General features: G+C 26.7%; 16 protein-coding genes. 2 read left to right on the top strand and 14 right to left on the bottom strand.

Going from position 1 to position 18,102, the window contains the following annotated elements:
* Positions 1-13 precede the first annotated feature (13 nt).
* From QO008_RS05410 to QO008_RS05395, 4 genes are all read right to left on the bottom strand, one after another.
* Positions 14-1,603, bottom strand: coding sequence for an AMP-binding protein (locus QO008_RS05410; RefSeq protein ID WP_022620596.1), 1,590 nt, complete (start codon positions 1,601-1,603; stop codon positions 14-16).
* Positions 1,604-1,621: 18 nt separating this feature from the next.
* Positions 1,622-2,296: a 4'-phosphopantetheinyl transferase family protein gene (locus QO008_RS05405; RefSeq protein WP_022620595.1), complete on the bottom strand. Its 675-nt coding sequence runs from the start codon at positions 2,294-2,296 to the stop codon at positions 1,622-1,624.
* Positions 2,274-3,032: a thioesterase II family protein gene (locus QO008_RS05400; protein WP_108830666.1), complete on the bottom strand. Its 759-nt coding sequence runs from the start codon at positions 3,030-3,032 to the stop codon at positions 2,274-2,276. The genes QO008_RS05405 and QO008_RS05400 overlap by 23 nt, the downstream gene beginning before the upstream one ends.
* 156 nt (positions 3,033-3,188) lie before the next feature.
* Positions 3,189-3,560, bottom strand: coding sequence for a metal-dependent transcriptional regulator (locus tag QO008_RS05395; protein ID WP_073998359.1), 372 nt, complete (start codon positions 3,558-3,560; stop codon positions 3,189-3,191).
* Positions 3,561-4,205: 645 nt separating this feature from the next.
* On the opposite strand from QO008_RS05395, the gene QO008_RS05390 reads away from it, so the two are divergent.
* On the top strand, positions 4,206-4,574 hold the full coding sequence (locus QO008_RS05390; protein WP_019107245.1) for a plasmid mobilization protein: 369 nt from the start codon (positions 4,206-4,208) through the stop codon (positions 4,572-4,574).
* Positions 4,574-5,944 carry a relaxase/mobilization nuclease domain-containing protein gene (locus QO008_RS05385; protein ID WP_019107246.1) on the top strand — a complete coding sequence of 457 codons (1,371 nt, stop codon included), beginning with the start codon at positions 4,574-4,576 and terminating at the stop codon, positions 5,942-5,944. The genes QO008_RS05390 and QO008_RS05385 overlap by 1 nt, the downstream gene beginning before the upstream one ends.
* A 723-nt stretch (positions 5,945-6,667) precedes the next feature.
* Here the strand turns inward: QO008_RS05385 and QO008_RS05380 are convergent.
* The 10 genes from QO008_RS05380 to QO008_RS05335 form a co-directional block, all read right to left on the bottom strand.
* Positions 6,668-7,189 carry a VanZ family protein gene (locus QO008_RS05380; protein ID WP_004812176.1) on the bottom strand — a complete coding sequence of 174 codons (522 nt, stop codon included), beginning with the start codon at positions 7,187-7,189 and terminating at the stop codon, positions 6,668-6,670.
* A gap of 27 nt (positions 7,190-7,216) precedes the next feature.
* Positions 7,217-8,992: an ABC transporter ATP-binding protein gene (locus QO008_RS05375; protein ID WP_022620836.1), complete on the bottom strand. Its 1,776-nt coding sequence runs from the start codon at positions 8,990-8,992 to the stop codon at positions 7,217-7,219.
* A gap of 30 nt (positions 8,993-9,022) precedes the next feature.
* The gene (locus QO008_RS05370; RefSeq protein ID WP_022620837.1) at positions 9,023-10,252 is read right to left on the bottom strand and encodes an ABC transporter permease; all 1,230 of its coding nucleotides are present in this window, start codon (positions 10,250-10,252) and stop codon (positions 9,023-9,025) included.
* A gap of 127 nt (positions 10,253-10,379) precedes the next feature.
* The gene (locus QO008_RS05365; protein ID WP_022620838.1) at positions 10,380-10,577 is read right to left on the bottom strand and encodes an Apre_1838 family putative sactipeptide bacteriocin; all 198 of its coding nucleotides are present in this window, start codon (positions 10,575-10,577) and stop codon (positions 10,380-10,382) included.
* 67 nt (positions 10,578-10,644) lie between these two features.
* Positions 10,645-12,201, bottom strand: a complete 1,557-nt coding sequence (locus QO008_RS05360) for a radical SAM protein (protein ID WP_022620839.1) — start codon at positions 12,199-12,201, stop codon at positions 10,645-10,647.
* Positions 12,161-13,441 (bottom strand): ABC transporter permease, encoded by a 1,281-nt coding sequence (locus tag QO008_RS05355; RefSeq protein ID WP_022620840.1) that lies wholly within the window; start codon positions 13,439-13,441, stop codon positions 12,161-12,163. Before QO008_RS05355 ends, QO008_RS05360 begins: the two co-directional genes overlap by 41 nt.
* A gap of 1 nt (position 13,442) precedes the next feature.
* A complete protein-coding gene (locus tag QO008_RS05350) occupies positions 13,443-14,330 on the bottom strand; it encodes an ABC transporter ATP-binding protein (RefSeq protein ID WP_012797171.1) in 888 nt (295 codons plus the stop codon).
* Between the two features lie 219 nt (positions 14,331-14,549).
* Positions 14,550-15,596, bottom strand: a complete 1,047-nt coding sequence (locus tag QO008_RS05345) for a sensor histidine kinase (RefSeq protein WP_022620841.1) — start codon at positions 15,594-15,596, stop codon at positions 14,550-14,552.
* The gene (locus tag QO008_RS05340) at positions 15,589-16,272 is read right to left on the bottom strand and encodes a response regulator transcription factor (RefSeq protein WP_019107252.1); all 684 of its coding nucleotides are present in this window, start codon (positions 16,270-16,272) and stop codon (positions 15,589-15,591) included. Before QO008_RS05340 ends, QO008_RS05345 begins: the two co-directional genes overlap by 8 nt.
* 684 nt (positions 16,273-16,956) lie before the next feature.
* The gene (locus QO008_RS05335) at positions 16,957-18,099 is read right to left on the bottom strand and encodes a hypothetical protein (RefSeq protein ID WP_022620871.1); all 1,143 of its coding nucleotides are present in this window, start codon (positions 18,097-18,099) and stop codon (positions 16,957-16,959) included.
* Between the last annotated feature and the right edge of the window lie 3 nt (positions 18,100-18,102).

Raw genomic sequence — 18,102 nt, 5'->3', positions numbered from 1 at the left:
GTAGCCTCCTTATCTATTTAATCATTTGTTGTTTTAATTTACTTTTATCTACCTTTCCAACGCTTGTTAATGGCCATTGATCAACATACTGTACTTCATCCGGTAACTTAAAAGAAGCAAGTCCTCTTTCTACCAAATAATTCCTTATATCTCTAAGTGTAAGAACGGTACTCCCCTTCAAAATAAATACACCTATTTTTTCTCCGAGAGTCTCATCGGGTATGCCAACAATTTGCACTTCTCTAATATTCTTATTTGTAAGCAAAATATTTTCCAACTCAGAAGGAACTATTTTTTCTCCAGCACGATTTATCATCTCCAACACACGACCAACAATTTTATAATTGTCTCCATATAACTTAGCGGCTCTATCTCCTGTTCTTAAAAAACATTCTTCTGTAAACTGAGTATCATTTAGTTTTGATGAATCATAATATTCCAAAATAGTATATGGTCCCCTAACTATTAGCTCTCCAAAATCTCCATCAGGAACCTCTTTCCCGTTTTCATCAACAATACGAGCTTCGTCAAACTCACTTAACTTCTTCCCTTGAGTATGTAATCTGTCATAATCATCGTCCAAAACCCTAGAGCAAGTAATCAACGACTCACTCATGCCATACAATTGCAATAATTTACAATTAAATTCTTCCTGAATCTTTTTTGCTAAGTTAGAATCAAGAACAGATCCACCTATCTGTATATACTTCAAACTGCTGATATCAGCATCATCATTTTTAAGATATTCTATACACATATTAGCTAAAGTAGGTACCAATGCCATAATGCTAACTTCCTGTTCCTCAATCAAAGGTATTATTTCATCAGGACTGGATACTCTACAAGTAACTACCTTACCACCTTTTGACAATGTCCCAATCATTCCCGGACAACAAAGTGCAAATTTATGGCTCATAGGTAAAGCTGCCAAATACACTGTATCTTCATTCATATCTGTTACATTTGCCAGTTCTTTTGCTAAATATATAAATTCACAATGCCTATTAGGTATTAGTTTCGGAAAGCCGGTTGTACCTCCTGACAATAAAAATATAGCTGTTTCCTTATACTCTAATTCTTCAACAAATTTATTTTTTCTATTTTGTCTTAAGGTACATAACTTCTCATATTTCTCTGTTTCGCCAATCAAATAAACTTGTAAATCTTCTTTCGTATCTTCTATAATATTAGACACCATATCTTCATATGAAAATCCTAAGTACCTGTTAATTCCAATATATGCTTTTGCATTTGTTTTATTTAAAATTCCCTTAACTTCTGAATATCTATGACCCATCAAGATAATTACAGGAATCACTCCTATACTCATCATTGCAAATAAAATTATAATAAATTCTTTGCTATTAGGAAGTTGAAATAATACTTTATCTCCCTTACAGAATCCTTGATTTAAAAGTCCATTAGCATAACAATCCACTTCATCTTTAAGTTGTCTATATGTCAATTCTTCATTTTCATCTACAACTGCTACTCTATCGGCGTATGTATTTGACCACATTTTCAAATGTTCGCCAACAGTTAGATGCTCCCAAACATCTTTATCATAAAAGTTGATTAATTGTCTCTTAATCTCTAAATTCATAATATTTGCCCTACCTTTTTAATAGCATAACGCAAAAACAAATTTTTCTTTTTCAAAAATCAAAATCTCCTTTTGAATATTATTTTCTTTATCTATAACTTTCATTACATTATTATTTTTATTAATAACATCGACTGTTTCCAAATTTTGAATTAAACCGACTCCTTTATATTTTAAATAAGCTTCTTTAGAAACCCAATATTTGTAAAAGTCTTTCAAACCTAATATTTTTTCATTGTTAATAAAAAAATTATTCTTAATTTCACTATAATCTATATTTCTTTCTATATTTTCAATATCAACTCCTATATCATTTCTTGAGAAAGCTACTATTGAAAATCCTGTGGTATGTGATATATTAAAATGTAAATTCAAATGATTTCTAATATATGGTTTATTATATTTACCGTAACGCCATCTAATCTCTTCGAATTTTAGTTTCTCAATTTTAGAAAATAGCAAGTTTACTATTGCTTTTGTTACAGCATAATTAATTCTGTCACTTTCTTTTCTATACTTCCACATAATTTCAATTTGATCTTTACTTAAATATGGAATACATTCACTTATAATTCCATAACTATTTGTTTCTACAGCAACTACTGCTATACAATCATCATGTATAAATTGAACTACCTCATTAATGTCAAATTTTGTTAGTTCTGTAATTTTAATTATTTTTAACGTTTTCATTAATATAGCTTTTTATTTCCCTTATAACCATTTCAGGAGATGTATTAACAAACATATGCTTGCCATCTATATATTTATAGACGAATCCTTTTGTTGTATAATCTTGCCATTTTTTAAGTTCTTCTAATTTCATTTCTTGATCTTTATCTCCCATAAGTCCAAGTATGGGACTTTCTAATTTTTCATGTTTTGTATCTTGATAGTCTTCGTCTATTACAAAATCTGCTCTAAGTGTCGGTAAAAAAATTGAAATCAATTCTTTATTATCTAATATCTCTTTCGGGGTTCCCTCATATCTTCTTAGCCCTTCTATAAAACCTTCGTCATCAAGGTAATAGATTGGGTTTGGTTCTTTATACACTGGAGCACGTCCACCTGAAATTATTATTCCTCTTGGATTTTCATATCTTGAATTTTTGATCTTTAAGGCTATTTCATAAACTATTTTTGTTCCCATACTATGTCCAAATAAATAGTAAGGTTTTCCAAAATCAAAATTTTCTTCCATATCATTGAATAATGTTTCAACTAAAATATTAATATCACTTATAGCTTTTTCAGAAAATCTATTTTCTCTTCCTGGATATTGAGCAACAAATATCCTTACATCTTCAAATTCATATTTCCAATTTCTAAATGCAGATACTCCACCTCCTGCAAACGGAAATATAACAAGACTAGCTTTAATATTGTTTTCGTCTAATTCTTTATTTAGCATTTCAAAATTTTTTGACATAAATTCACCTTTTAATATATTTTTTGTTAGCAATAGCTAACTTTTATTCATTATATACCATTTGATAACATTTATCAATGAGTTTTTGAACGTTTTTGTAAAATAATTAAAAAAAATAGCATAAAAAACTTATTTAAAAGTTATCTATGCTATTAATTATAAGGTTTCATTAAAATGTTTTTTTAATTTTTTAAACGTTTCATCTGATATAACGTGTTCTATAAGACAAGCTTCACTTTCTGCTTGTTTAGGATTAACTCCAAGTTTAATGAATACGCTAGTAAGATACATATGTTTTTTATACATCTTTTCACAAAATTTTTTTGATTCGTCTGTTAAACGAATTATTTTATCATCTCCATAAGTTATCCTGCCTTTATTGTCAAGTTTTTTTAGCATTCTTGTAACCGTCGGTCTTTTGTAATCCAAATAGTTAGCAATGTCTATATTTCTAACCTCTTCATTTTCCAAAGATAAAATATATATGGCTTCTAAATAATTTTCTTCAGCAAATTCCCTGTGTAAAATAAATTACTCCCCCTCTTAAATTGTTAGTAACTAATAATTTAATTAAATATCTTTAAATATGATAATTTAAAATATTTTTTAATATCATACATATTATTATAGTTGTAAAAGTATCTATTTCAAAGTAATTTTTTTAGTTTTTTAAAATTTAAGTTATCATAAAATAGTGTATTTTTAAATTAAAAATAGCAAAAATAGCAAGCACAGTAAGTGCATATGCACTTACTAAAAATGAAATAAGAATACTACGATTATATCACTTATTTTTTCCCATTTTACTTGTTGGGGAATATCCCCAAACCCCTAGATTTATAATAATTAAATTCAGCAACAAACGCTTATAATAGCCCCAACGTAAACTTGAATATTCCCTCAAAAAGTGATACAATATGAATGATAAAAATTTAAATCAGGAGATTTCCAGACGAAATATATAGAATAAATTAAACCTGTAAGTCAAGTAATCCTACTTGAATTTACAGGTTTTTCTTTTTTATTTCTATTAATAAATTTATTAGGTAGACGAACTTCAATGAGGTTTACTACGAGCTCTATATATACAATTATTATCCCATAATAAAGAGGGATTGAGAACAAAATGTAGTATTTTATTACTACAACTATAATATACGAGGAGGTTAAATTATGACAAGTAGATTTAGGAATAACGGAATCTATTTAATGTTATCTGATGAGGAGTTAGAATTGTTAAATGAAAAATATAAAGCATCTAAGTGTAAAACTCTTAGGCAATTTATTATGAAATGTATTTTAGAAAAAGATATTTATGTATTAGATATGGATGTCTTTCGTGAAATGTCAACAAATATAAGTCGTACTTCAAATAATATAAATCAAATTACTAAAAGGGTAAATACTACATCAATTATATATAAAGATGATGTAGAAGATTTAAAAATCTTATTAGAAAATCAGGCAAAAGATATTTTCTCTATACGTAAAAAAATATACTCTCTTACTAATTCTAATAGCATAAATACTGAGAAAGAATAATGGCAATTACTAAAATTCATCCTATAAAATCCACTTTAAAAGCAGCACTTGATTATATTATGAATAGTGATAAAACAGATGGAAAAATTCTAATTTCCTCCCTAAACTGTAACCCTATAACTGCTCATTTAGAATTTGAACAAACAAAAATAGAATGTAATTCTAAAGCAAAAGTTTTGGCAAGACATTTAATTCAATCTTTTTTCCCCGGAGAAACTACTGCTGAAGAGGCTCATCAAATAGGAATAGAACTATGCGAAAAAATCTTAAAAGGAAAGTATGAATATGTTCTTACTACCCATATAGATAAGGGACATATTCACAACCATATACTATTTAATAATGTTTCTTTTGAGACTGGTAAAGCATATCAAAGTAACAAAAAAACTTATCACCAAATTAGAAATCATAGTGATAATTTATGTAGAAAGTATAAGCTATCAGTTATAGATGAAGATTATGTAAAATTTAAGGAAAAGTATAAAACCAATGGTAAATCCTACAAAGAATATATTGAATTTAAGAAAGGAAAATCCTGGAAACATAAACTTCAAATCGCTATTGATCATACTATTAATAAAGCAAATAGCTATGAGAATTTCTTAAAGCTTATGGAAGAATATGGCTATGAAATTAAACTTGGAAAATATCTTTCTTTCAGGCATAAAAAACAAGGAGAAAAAGGGCGATTCATTCGTGCGAGAGAAACTACTCTTGGAAAAGATTATACAAAAGAGAAAATAAAAGAGAGAATTGAAAATAAGGTAAATGAAAATTACAAAAATAACAAAATTTGTTATGATAAAAAATCTTATAAGAAATTTGATAATATAATAGACACAGAAAGTAATGAAAAGGTTAAATCTTCTAAAGGTTATGAAATATGGGCAAGAAAGCATAACATGAATACTATGGCGAAGACCTTAAATCAGCTTAGAAAATACGGACTATCATCTAGTATGGATTTGGAAACTAAACTCCAAGAAGAGGCTGTTAATAGGCAAGAAATCCTAAATAAGATTAAAGATGTTGAAAAAGTTATGAGCAAAATTTACGCAGCTATTGAAGACATTAACACTATAAAAATAAATAAGGTTATCTATAAAACCTATAAAGAAAATCCAAATGATAAAGATTTTTATAGTGAATATAAGCCTCAAATTATCGCATATGAAAAAGCAATAAATACTTTAGAAAAGTGTCAATATAAAAATCCAAGTATAAAAGAGTTGTCAAAATTATATGATGAATACAAAAATAAAAAAGATATTCTTATGGATGACTACGCCAACGAGAATATCTTGATAAATGAATTGACTCAATTAAGAAAGAATACTGATAAGTATATTTATAATGAATTGTATAAGTAATTGGATCTATAAAAAAATGATAGGATAGTGTGGAAACTTTTCCACAGCCCCTTTCAAATATGAGCTCTCATTTTGCCTTTGCCAATAAAAATCGAGTAGGACTAAATATAACCCTCTCACACCATCGTACGTGCCATTAGACATACAAGTAGTTCAATGCAAATAATAATCAAAACAGCTTTAAAGTCCTCTCTTTTTGAGGATTTCTTTGTTTATATAGTACAATCCTGTTATGTTAGTTACAACTTAATAATAGTCGCCAAACCCCTAGGACTGTTTTCCATCTACAGTGGGACATTTAATTTTCTTTTAATCTTTTATAATGAATTCTCGTGTTCCCTAGCCTTCCAACTCTCTTTTCTTTTTCAGACTTCAAATCCAAAACATTTTAGCTTTGTTGGTTTAATAACTTTGAATTTTGTTGCATTTATTTTAATCCTAACTTCTTTTCTATACATTGGTTACTAAAACTATTACTCTATTTGCCACTACACTGTTTGCTACTGTTAGTATACTGTAATCTACATATCTAACCAACCTTAATATCATATTCATGTTCATCAAGTCAGGTCGTTCCTCTCTTCCACATATCTCCATGTGAAATTTCAGGATTGCTATGGAATTCGTCGACAAATACGCTATTTAGGAACTTTCACCCCAGTATTGGAACTTGCCCGTTATACAAAAAATTTTGATACTAATAATTTAGTTAATATCAAAATTTTAAATACCATTATATTTTAAAAAAACAATTAATACTAAACTTATAAAAATAGCACTAATAAAAGCTATCCAAAAAATAAATTTATCTACTTTAAACTTAGATTTAAATTTTTTTAAAGCTAAATTATATATTCCCACGCCCAATACACCACCTAATGTATTATTAATTATATCAGTTATATCAAATACTCCAATTGACAATGCGTACTGTAAAAACTCTATAGCTAAACTAAAGAAAAATACAAAAAGAATACTTTTTAAATTGTTTTTACGAAATAAAATAGATCTAATCATAATTCCCAAAGGTAAAAAAATGAGTATATTTGATACCATCTCATCAAAAATAACTTTAATATTAACTGTATTGTCATAATAAAATGGTAGTAAATTTATTTGTCGCTCAATCAATAAATTATTGATTGAAAATGTCATTTTAAATACTACAATAAAGATTAACCAAATTATATAGTATACAGTTAGCACTTTCATCCCAACTGAAATATATTGATTTTTCAATTTCATAATTAATTCCCCTTCAATCTATTAAAGTCACTTAAATTCCTTATTATACATTAACTTATATCTATTACAGTTTTCAATTAAATCATCGTGACTCCCATCACCTACTATTTTTCCATTATCCATCACAATAATTCTATCAGAATTCATCGCACATCTTATCCTATGGGTGATATATATAATAATCTTATCATTCGAATTATTTAAAATATTATCAAATATGATTTTTTCAGAAATTATGTCTAATGACGAGCTTGGCTCATCAAATAACAATAGACTTGATTTTCTATACATAGTTCGTGCTATTGCAATTTTTTGCCATTGTCCGCCTGAAAGTTCCTGCCCATTTTCAAACCAATTACCTACTACTTTATTAATATTATATTTACCATCATTTTTTAAAAATTTTGCATCAGCACTATTTAATGCTGTTAGAATCGAACAGTCGTCTTCATTTCTATCAATTTGCCCTAATATAATATTCTCTTTTATTGTCCCCTCATATTTCAAATAATCTTGAAATAATGAACTAATCTGTGTTCTATAAGATTCTATTTCAATATCATCAAATTTCATCCCATTAATTAAAAACACACCTGAATCTGGACTATACAATCCAGCTAAAATTTTTAGAAGTGTACTTTTTCCTGAACCATTTTCCCCAATTATTGCAATGGATTCTCCTTTTTTTATCTTTAAAGAAATGTCTTGCAGAGCTAAACTATTATCATCATAAGAAAAGTTTATATTAGATAACGATATTACATTAATGTCTTTTATTGATCTTAGTATAGTTTTTGTCTCTACTTTTAAATCGTCAGTTTTAAATTCAAGAAACTCTTTAAGTAAATTTATATATAAATTTGAATTAATAATATTGTATACACTGGTTCCTGTTTCATTTAGAGAACCTTGAAATATAACAATTGTGCTTATGTACACCATAGCAGTTCCAATTAAAAATTCTCCATTATACGTTTTAAATGCAAGTTCTTTAAAAATATATAAATTAATAAGAACTTGAAAAAAATTTATAACAATTATTAATAAAGCTTTCAATTTTTCAATGCTATTATTTTGATTAATAATAGTATCTGTAATTTCTTTATACTTACTAATAAAATAATTTTTTAACCTAAAAGTTTTTATCTCCTTAAAAGCAATATCGTGAGTTAATAAAAAAGAATAATACCAACTTTTCCTCTCTAAAGTACTTCTTCTATTTCTTATATTAAATTCTAATTTACCTATTTTTATTTCTCCAAACACTGATATTATGGTAACTGCAAACAAAAGAATAACCAAAAAATAATTCCATTTAATTAATACATACATAGCTATAATAGTTTGCGTTAAATTAAAAAGCAAATTAATAACTGACATCAATATTTCATATGGCTTTAATGTAGCATCTTGCTCTATTCTGTTCAAAATATCGTAAGTTTTATTATCTTCAAGTTTTTTTAAAGGCAAATCAGCACATTTTCCCATTACTTTCCTCATGGAAGAATAAGTAACTTCATTACTTAACCTTTGTAAATAGTAGTTTTTAATATTATCTACTATTACAGATATAAATTGTAAAGATAAATATATAAGTATAAGTATTATAATATTATCAAATCTAGTGGAATGAATTTGAATTATATTAATTATTGTTTGTCCTAATTTAAGAACTAAAAACGGAAAAACACCACTTACAATTGACAATATTATAGTAATCGCAAAAGAATTTTTATCTACTTCATAAATCATCTTGAATGCTATTTTTATACATTCAAGATGATTTATTTTATCCTTACCCATATATTTATCCTCTACTTCCCATTAAAATATTTATTGCTCTATTTTGTTATATGATTTTATACTTAGCAATAAATACAGAGCAATATTAATTAAAGCCATTATTACTAGAAACTTTGGAACCCATAAAATTTTACCTGGCAACTTAACAAATTCAAATTTTTGATACTGTTCAATTAAGCTATTTTCTGCAGTACCTAATCCCAAAGACGGCAAAAAATAAAATATTGATTTAAACTCAGTTTTTCCATACAATAATGATGGAATAAAAAATAAAGCACACGATATGGCTGTTGAAACCATAGAAACTTTTGAATTTATAGCGACAAATATTGACATCATTGAACTTGCAATAGTAAATAATATACTTAACAAAAATACACTTAATATAACTTTACCTATAGTTAAATTAGATATTGACAGTTGATTAAATAGTAACATTTGAAAAGATGAGTCTAAACCACTAGTGTAAATATATTTAATAGTGCCATAATAAATAGATATATTTAATATCAAATAAAGCGATATAATACTTGCTAAGGCAAGTATCTTGCTGCAAATATATTTATTTCTTCCATTTCTAGTTGTTCTAAAAATTGAATCTAGGTAATTTTCTTTATCTTCAACAATGCATTGTGATGAAATCAATATACATATTAATGATAATACTGTTACAAATATCATTACGAAAAATAGTGTATCTTCACTAAAATACCCTGCATAATAATATGGTTTATTAACCTCTTCATATTTTTTTAGAGCAAATTCTGTTATCTTGTCGTTGTTATATTTCTGTTCTATGTCTTTTTTCAACGCATCATTACAACTTTGATAAAAATTTAAATCTTTTTCTGTATCAAGTTCGTTTACATCAAGTAAACTTCCAGATGTTGTAATTGTATATGGGTATGTTATTACTCTTAATATAGGATCAAATTTCGATATATTTTTTTTAGCATCCTCTGATAAATTTTCTCTACTGTTTACATTTTCATTATTTAATATTTCTTTATAAGATTTTACTACTTTAGTTATTTTTTCTTCTGTCAAATAACCTATAGAATCTTTACTATCCTCATTAAAGTGTTCTATAGCCTCTTTACCAAAATAAGTAATTGTATCTCCAGAACTTATATCATCATATTGTATACTTACATAAGTAATAAATGATATCAAAAAAGTAAAAACTAAACCCATGCCCAAAAAGACTCTTACCGATTTTTTAAATAAAAATCTTTTAAGTTCCTGTATATATATATTCATAATCTATAAACTATACCTCCCTTACAGCTTTGACAAAGCAAACTAGTCTTATTATTTATAATTATTATAGAAGCCCACAAAATATAGACTAAAATTTCTATATATTGTGAGCCTCTATGATTCATCATTAATATGATGCTCTTGGAGTTTTTAAAGCGCGAACTCTGTTACCAGTTCTATATTCTCCTTTACCGCCACAACCACAGCCACAATGAATACAACTATCATTGTTGCCACGATATCCAGCAAAACCTGTTGAACACATGCATGCTTGTGGTTGAGCTCCACTGCCCGGATGTCTTCCTATAGGATTTATAAATTTCACATTCTCACCTCCTTCTCAATTATTTAAATATATATATACATATATACTTATCTAATTCATATCATTTTTACTGAAACTCAATTTCGTTAAATTCCTTGAGTACATCTGGATTTTCTTCCAATATCTCATGATATTTTATCAAGCTATCTAATAAATATTTTCTTTCACTTCTACAAGAATTATGTCTATAAGAAAAATGTGTGCCATATTGATCATAGCAATTTACATAACATAAAGTACATAAATTAATAGCCCAACAGTCTTTGCAATATTTGCTAGATTCTTTAATAAAATCATCAAAATATAATTCTTTTATTCTTTTTTCATCAAACCCTTTATGTACATTTCCTATCTCTGGAATATCTCCTACCTTTTCACAAATTTTGAAATTTCCGTCTACTGTAACATATATTCGTCTTTCTCCAGGGACACAACAACCATTCATCCCATATTTTTTAACAGGCTTTTCAGATAATAATCTTTTGTGTATAATCATCATAGCCTTATCTACATCAGCATCTGTAAATATTTCATTAGTATTATCTTTATTCCTTATTTTATTTTTTTCATCCCACGATAAAATTGGATCATAATAATCTTTTAAAATCATTCTTTCTTCATAAGATTGTGGTCTTGTATATATGCTTTCATGTGGTCCATAATCTATGGAAGATGTTAATATGTTTATATTCTTAGGCAACCAATCGCATTCATTTAAATAAACTTGTATCTTATCATACTTATTCTCATAATCAGGTCCTTCGATTACCATGTTTAAGGTAATGTTTTCTTTATTATTATATTTTTCTGCTGATCTCAATAAAATTTTTAATCCATTAATAGTTTTTTCAAAACTTCCCTCTCCAGTAACAAACAATCTATTTTTATTATGAAGTTCTTTATATCCATCTAAACTTACTATAATATTGAATTTATTCTTCATAATATAATCAGCAATTTCTTCATTCATTAAAGTAGCATTTGTTGTCATAGAATAAGTCATTTTATCAAATAACTTATTCGCATAATCTGTTGTTTTCTTTATAAGATCATAGTTTATTAAAGGTTCTCCACCATAAAATCCAATATGTCGTTCTTCAGAATTTTGTGAATGACTTTTCAAAAATTCTACAGCTTTTTTTGCAATTTCCCAATCCATATTCCTATGACCAAAAGCTCTATACTCAGGGTGAGATTCATTATAGATGCAATATTTACATCTTAAATTACATTTCTCTGTAACCTCTAAGGTAACATTTTGTATCTTATTATCTATTATCTCATCAATTTGTTCATAAGTTTTTCCAGTCAAACAATTAAATTTAGTTGCTGAGAGTATACTTTCTTTATTAATCGCATCTTTTATTTCACTTATAGCCTCACAAAATTCTTGTTCAGACATATCAAGTTTTATAAAATCCAAGAAATTTTCGCTCTCTAAAAATTTAGTTAAGACTTTATACACATTTTCATTTATTTGTGCTACTTTACCAGTACCACTATCATAATAGTAAAAATTATATTTTGTTTTAAATGTTTTGCCTAATCTCCCTGGATATTCTTCCTTACATAACTCTTTGTACTTATTTTCTAACTTTTCTTTTTCTAGGGTTATTAAGTCCATAATTACCTCCAATTTTTGAATACATCATTACTACTAAACTTGGTAAAATAATAATATATATTACAGCTGATATCATTATAAGACTTGATGAACTCATCCAATTTCCAAAAACATTTACAAAATTAAAATCAGCTATTTGATTTTGTAATGAATTGAGTAGTCCTACTCCTGAAGATGGAAAAATATAGTTTATAGCACTAATCATACCAATAGGAGAAATTATTGTTGGAAATACTGCTAATAAAATTGATTTCATTATGGATTCAACTTTTCTTTTACTTAATACAGAAATAATTAGTGTAGCAAGAATGGTTGAAATCAATATGATACTATTACAAATAAGCATATATTTATTAAACTGTCCAAAGTTCCAATTATGCAAACTTAAAGCACTAAACATCATCTGAACAGAAGTCTTTTTATACTCTGTTCCAAAAGCATAGTCTAATATAGAGCCTTGTATGAAGTTTCCTAAGAGCAAAGTTAATACCGAAATCGTAAGTATTGCTAGGATTTTATAGATGGCAAACTTTCTTCTGCCATATTTAGTTGTTTTAAATATATAATCTAAATCATTCTCACTATCTGACGAGAATATTGGAGCTGCTACTACAACCATTAAAATTATTATTATCGTATTATAAAATCCTCTATAATCATTTGCATCTGTACTATAATATCCATAATATTCATATGGAGTTTTTATTTTACCCAGTTCTTTTTCAGATTTTTCTATAATTTGATTCTGAGCTTTATTAGGATATTCATTTTCAATTACTTTATTTAGATAATCAAATACTTTATTGTAAAAATATTTGGTATCATTGATATCTATGCTTAAAACTGGAGGAAGGTTATTACTTTGAGAATCAGTGAATACTTCATTTACTTTCTTACTTATATGTTCTATAGGCATAAGCTTCTTTGTATTAATTTCAGGTTTTAATTCAGACCTATCAGTAACATTATATTCTCTTAGTATTTCTCTATATTTTTTTGTGCCATTATAAATTAAATCTTCTGTTATCTTTCCTGAATAAGGCTCTTTAGCTTTTTTAATATATTCTATTGCTTCTTTTCCTTTTAAATTTTTTACTTGATCTCCTTCTCCATAGGTAATTTTTGTAAAATTAATTGGAGCTATGGAAAGCAATATAGCAAGTAGTAATGAAAACAATATTATAATTTGATTTGATCTTATTGATAAAATCCTCTTTATCTCATTTAAGTAAATTTTCATTTTAATTCACCTTAAAACTTCTATCTTCTGGAAAGACCCATAAATAGAAGTCTTCTAGATGAGCTTTTGTTAATTTAGAATTATTTAAAACATCATCTTTATCTGATATGTATCTAATGAGTACGTTTCCATCATCTTGTTGTTTTACATTAACAACATTCAATTGTGTTTCTTTTTCTGCATATTCTCTATTTGATATAGATGCTTCGTATACCTTATTCTTAATTTTAGATATCAGTTCATCAGTTGTTCCAGAATATACAAATTTACCATCTTTCATAATTAAATTTGATGTTGATATATATTCAATATCAGAGACTATATGAGTCGAAAGCAAAACTATTTTATTTTTTGATATTTCCGTGATAAAATTTCTTAATTTTATTCTCTCACCAGGATCAAGTCCTGCTGTTGGTTCATCTAAAATTAATATTTTAGGATCATTTAAAATAGCTTGACATATTCCTACTCTCCTTCTCATTCCTCCTGAAAGCTTTACTACTTTTTTGTACTTGACATCAGATAAGTTTAATACTTCTAGGAGTTTATCAATCATTTCTTCTGTTTTGCTCTTGTCTATACCTTTTAAAGCAGCTACATATTGTAAAAATGAATTTACAGTAAACTCTGGAGCACAAATAAATTCTTGAGGTAAAAACCCTAACAAATTCCTATATTCTTCTCCTAATTTGTTGATTCTTTCCCCATTATATAAAATTTCGCCTTGACTCGGTGTACTAATTCCAGTGATCATTTTTATTAAAGTTGTTTTCCCAGCACCATTTGCACCTAAGAGTCCCCAAACACCTGGACATAACGTAGCTGATGCATTATCAACCGCTAATTTATCTTTAAATTTCTTACTTACGTTTTTAATCTCTAATTCCACTAAACTACCTCCCTTATCTTTTATGCTTCCTTATTAAAAAGTAAAAAATACATCTTCATGTTAGTGATAAAAATTTTACTCCTCTATGATTTTATTTTAATTGATACAATAAAAAAGTGTTTTAATATTCTATTGATTAATTCTTAAGATTTCATTAATTTTTAAAAAATAAAAAAACACCTTAATTATGTAGTTTTATACATAATTAAGGTGTAATCCTCATTTATTTTTTAATCTTACAATGACAATAACTTCATTATTAGAACTTTCTACCTCTATCTTACCCTCATGTAATTCAATAATTTCTTTTGCGATAGGTAAACCTAAGCCAGATCCCACTTTTTTTGAATTTCTTGCTAGATTTAATCTAGTAAATTTGTTAAACATATTTCTTATCTGCGCTTCTTCTAGTGTATCGGCCTTGTTAATAATTTTTAATATTACACACTTATACGTTTGATATATTTTAACTTTTATCTCTGTATTTGCATAAGAATATAAGATTGCATTTTTTAAAATATTCTCTAAGGCTCTTTTCATTTTATTTGGATCGACATTTACAAATATTGAGCCTTCACTTGAGATATTTATCTTATGATTATTCTCTTTCATCATAGGATAAAGCTCATCTTTTAATTGTATTAAAAAATATTCTAAATCAATTTTTTCTTTATGAATACTAAATTCACCATTATTTAATCTAGCAATTTCAAAAAATTGGTTTATAAGATCTTCTAATCCTAATGCTATTTCTAATAATTGTCTAATATATTTCTCTCTTTGCTTATTAGGCAAGTCTTTCATTTCATCGAGCATTGATAAATATCCAATGATAGATGTCAAAGGAGTTCTTAAGTCATGTGCTAAGTAGGTGATTAAATCATTATCTTCATTTTCTCTTTTTTTAAGCGTATATTCTATCTCTTTTTGTTTAAATTTTAATCTATTTATGGAATCTTCTAAAGTTTTATAAGGAGTCGGGAAACTAACAATATTCTCATCCAAATCGTCTATTTTTTTGCATAAGTCAATATAATCTTTCTCTAATTTTGAAAATTCTTTTATTATAATAATTAATATCCCCAATAATAAAATAACAAAAAAAATCAGATCCAATCTATTAACAAAAAATTCGTGTATTTCATTATTAAATCTAAAAATATTGCTATCTATTGCAAGCATACAACTCATTAGAATAAATAAAAATACCATAATTTTTATTACTATTTTTTTTAGTATATCTTTAAAATATTGATCTTTATCCAATTTTATACCCAACTCCCCATACAGTTGTTATTATATTGTTTTGCACTCCTAACTTTTCCCTAATATGTCTAATATGAACTGAAACCGTATTATTTTTTATATAATATTCATCCGGATATATTTTATAGAATAAATCTTCGGATCCTAGTACTTCAGATTTTTTCTCTAGTAATGATTTTAAAATAATAAATTCAATAGGAGTTAAATCAATTTCCTGTCCATCAACTAAAACTTCTCTTGATTTGATATTTAAATCCACATTTTGATAAGTTAAAATATTTCCTGTACCTTCTTTAGTTTTTAAATTATAATTATTGTATCTTCTTAATTGAGCCTTTACTCTAGCAACTAACTCTCCAGGTAAAAATGGTTTAGTTACATAATCATCCGCTCCAAAGGTTAAGCCCTTAATTTTACTTGACTCATCATCTTTTGATGTAAGCATAATAATTGGATAATTAAAAGACTCTCTAATCTTTTTGCATAAATAATATCCATCTTTATCAGGTAACATAATATCTAAAATCGCTAAATCAAATTCTTCTTCCTTAATATATCTAATTGCTTCCTCTGAACATGTTGCCTTTTTTATAATATAATTTTCATTTTCTAGATATATCTCTATTAAATCTAAAATACTTTCATCATCTTCTACTACTAATACTGAGTAATTCATAACTAAATTTCCTCCATTTTAAATCTATCACTTTTGTCAAAACAACTTTAAAAAAATAAAGAAATTTTTTAAGTAAAAGAATCAAGAAGAACAATACAACATCCTTTTAATGAATTAAATCTATCTTTCTAAATTTCTTAAATCTATAATTTTTGATTTAATATACATTTCTTTCGTTGTTTATAAATGTCTACTTATAAATAAGTATACCATTATTCTTTATCTCATTTCAATATCTATATCTACTATATTGATAATAGATTGTCTTTGCTGTCATCACATATACTATATCTTTTAAAAAGTTTTCGTCTGTTCTAGCCTTCTAATCGTCTTTTCTTTTTCAGACTTCAAATCCAAAACATTTTAGCTTGGTTGGTTTAATAACTTTGAATTTTGTTGCATTTATTTTAATCCTAACTTCTTTTCTATACATTTGGTTACTAAAACCATTACTCTGTTTGCTACTGTTAGTATACTGTAATCTACATATCTAACCAACCTTAATATCATATTCATGTTCATCAAGTCAGGTCGTTCCTCTCTTCCACATATCTCCATGTGAAATTTCAGGATTGCTATGGAATTCGTCGACAAATACGCTGTTTAGGGACTTTCACCCCAGTATTGGAACTTGCCCCATCATACAATACAGTAAGCAGACTAAAACCTGCCCCCTATAATCTTTTACCTTTCTATGCTATTATCCTTTTTCTTCTTTTCATCCACTTTCATATCCCCTTTAGTCTTAAATTCCTTTAATTTCCCTAGTGTTGATGCTTTTGCTTTAGTATGCTCTTTAGCTTTTAATAACTTTGCAGAGTATACTTTTAGACTTGTGTATTCCTTATTATCCTTTCCCATACTTTTCTTTTCTTTGCCAAATAGGTGTACAAAATCTCCTTTTTTCAAATTTTTTACTTGATTGATTTTGTCATTATAGGCGTAGCAGCTGATGAATTTTGCATTTCCTTCCTTGTCATTTTCAGCAATAGAAAAGGAGGCTACTTTAAAGTCCCTTCCATCTTTTGATTTTAAATCTTTAATTTCTATATCAGTTGCTATATTTCCATCTATATTTAATGTATCCTTTTCTTTATTATCTATATCTTTCATTTCTTTATCTCCTTGTTCTTGATTAGCTTCTAAGTTTTCTTTTAACTCTTCTTCATCTATATATTCAATAAACTTTTCATCAATAAGACCCATAACTGAATCGTTCATATAATTATCATAGGCATTATTAAGAACATTTTCATTTTCTACTCCTGTTTCAAGAGATATAATACCTTTTACAAATTCTTTATGATTATATTCTGCTAAAAAATCTATTGTATTTTTCATGCTTTCAAAATTTGTATTTCCCATATTTGCTATTGTTTTTATATCACTTGCGTATCTAACAGAATCCCATTCATACTTTCCACTTTCTTTGTTAAACTCTACTCTTGTGGCTAAAATAAATTGCTTCCCGTCAAATAAGGTAGCTTGATTATCTTTCACATCCAATACCATAGTGTCCCCAAATTCAGTTTCAATTACATTTCCCTTTTTTATATTCATTTTTATTCCTCCATTTCTATTTTTATCTTTCTTATCTGTTAAATCTTTTATTTCTTCTTCCTTTCCATCACTAATAATAAATTGTTTTATTTCTTCAACTGTTGGATCATCAATTGTAGTCTGAATAAATTCAACTAATTTATCTTCTGAATCGGCAAAATTTTTAATTCCATATTCAACTATATTGTTGATTATTCTTTGAGTATTACCATCAAAAGAAAAATTTTCTCGAATAAATTCATTAAATCTATCTCTATCAAATTCCATATT

It is taken from the genome of Aedoeadaptatus ivorii, assembly GCF_030815095.1.
Lineage (GTDB): Bacteria > Bacillota > Clostridia > Tissierellales > Peptoniphilaceae > Aedoeadaptatus > Aedoeadaptatus ivorii.
This window is presented reverse-complemented; position numbering and strand designations above follow the sequence as displayed.

Coding starts and splice junctions, on each gene's coding strand:
- QO008_RS05410 (WP_022620596.1), bottom strand. CDS start 1,603: ATGAATTTAGAGATTAAGAGACAATTAATCAACTTTTATGATAAAGAT.
- QO008_RS05405 (WP_022620595.1), bottom strand. CDS start 2,296: ATGAAAACGTTAAAAATAATTAAAATTACAGAACTAACAAAATTTGAC.
- QO008_RS05400 (WP_108830666.1), bottom strand. CDS start 3,032: ATGTCAAAAAATTTTGAAATGCTAAATAAAGAATTAGACGAAAACAAT.
- QO008_RS05390 (WP_019107245.1), top strand. CDS start 4,206: ATGACAAGTAGATTTAGGAATAACGGAATCTATTTAATGTTATCTGAT.
- QO008_RS05385 (WP_019107246.1), top strand. CDS start 4,574: ATGGCAATTACTAAAATTCATCCTATAAAATCCACTTTAAAAGCAGCA.
- QO008_RS05380 (WP_004812176.1), bottom strand. CDS start 7,189: ATGAAATTGAAAAATCAATATATTTCAGTTGGGATGAAAGTGCTAACT.
- QO008_RS05375 (WP_022620836.1), bottom strand. CDS start 8,992: ATGGGTAAGGATAAAATAAATCATCTTGAATGTATAAAAATAGCATTC.
- QO008_RS05370 (WP_022620837.1), bottom strand. CDS start 10,252: ATGAATATATATATACAGGAACTTAAAAGATTTTTATTTAAAAAATCG.
- QO008_RS05360 (WP_022620839.1), bottom strand. CDS start 12,201: ATGGACTTAATAACCCTAGAAAAAGAAAAGTTAGAAAATAAGTACAAA.
- QO008_RS05355 (WP_022620840.1), bottom strand. CDS start 13,441: ATGAAAATTTACTTAAATGAGATAAAGAGGATTTTATCAATAAGATCA.
- QO008_RS05340 (WP_019107252.1), bottom strand. CDS start 16,272: ATGAATTACTCAGTATTAGTAGTAGAAGATGATGAAAGTATTTTAGAT.
- QO008_RS05335 (WP_022620871.1), bottom strand. CDS start 18,099: ATGGAATTTGATAGAGATAGATTTAATGAATTTATTCGAGAAAATTTT.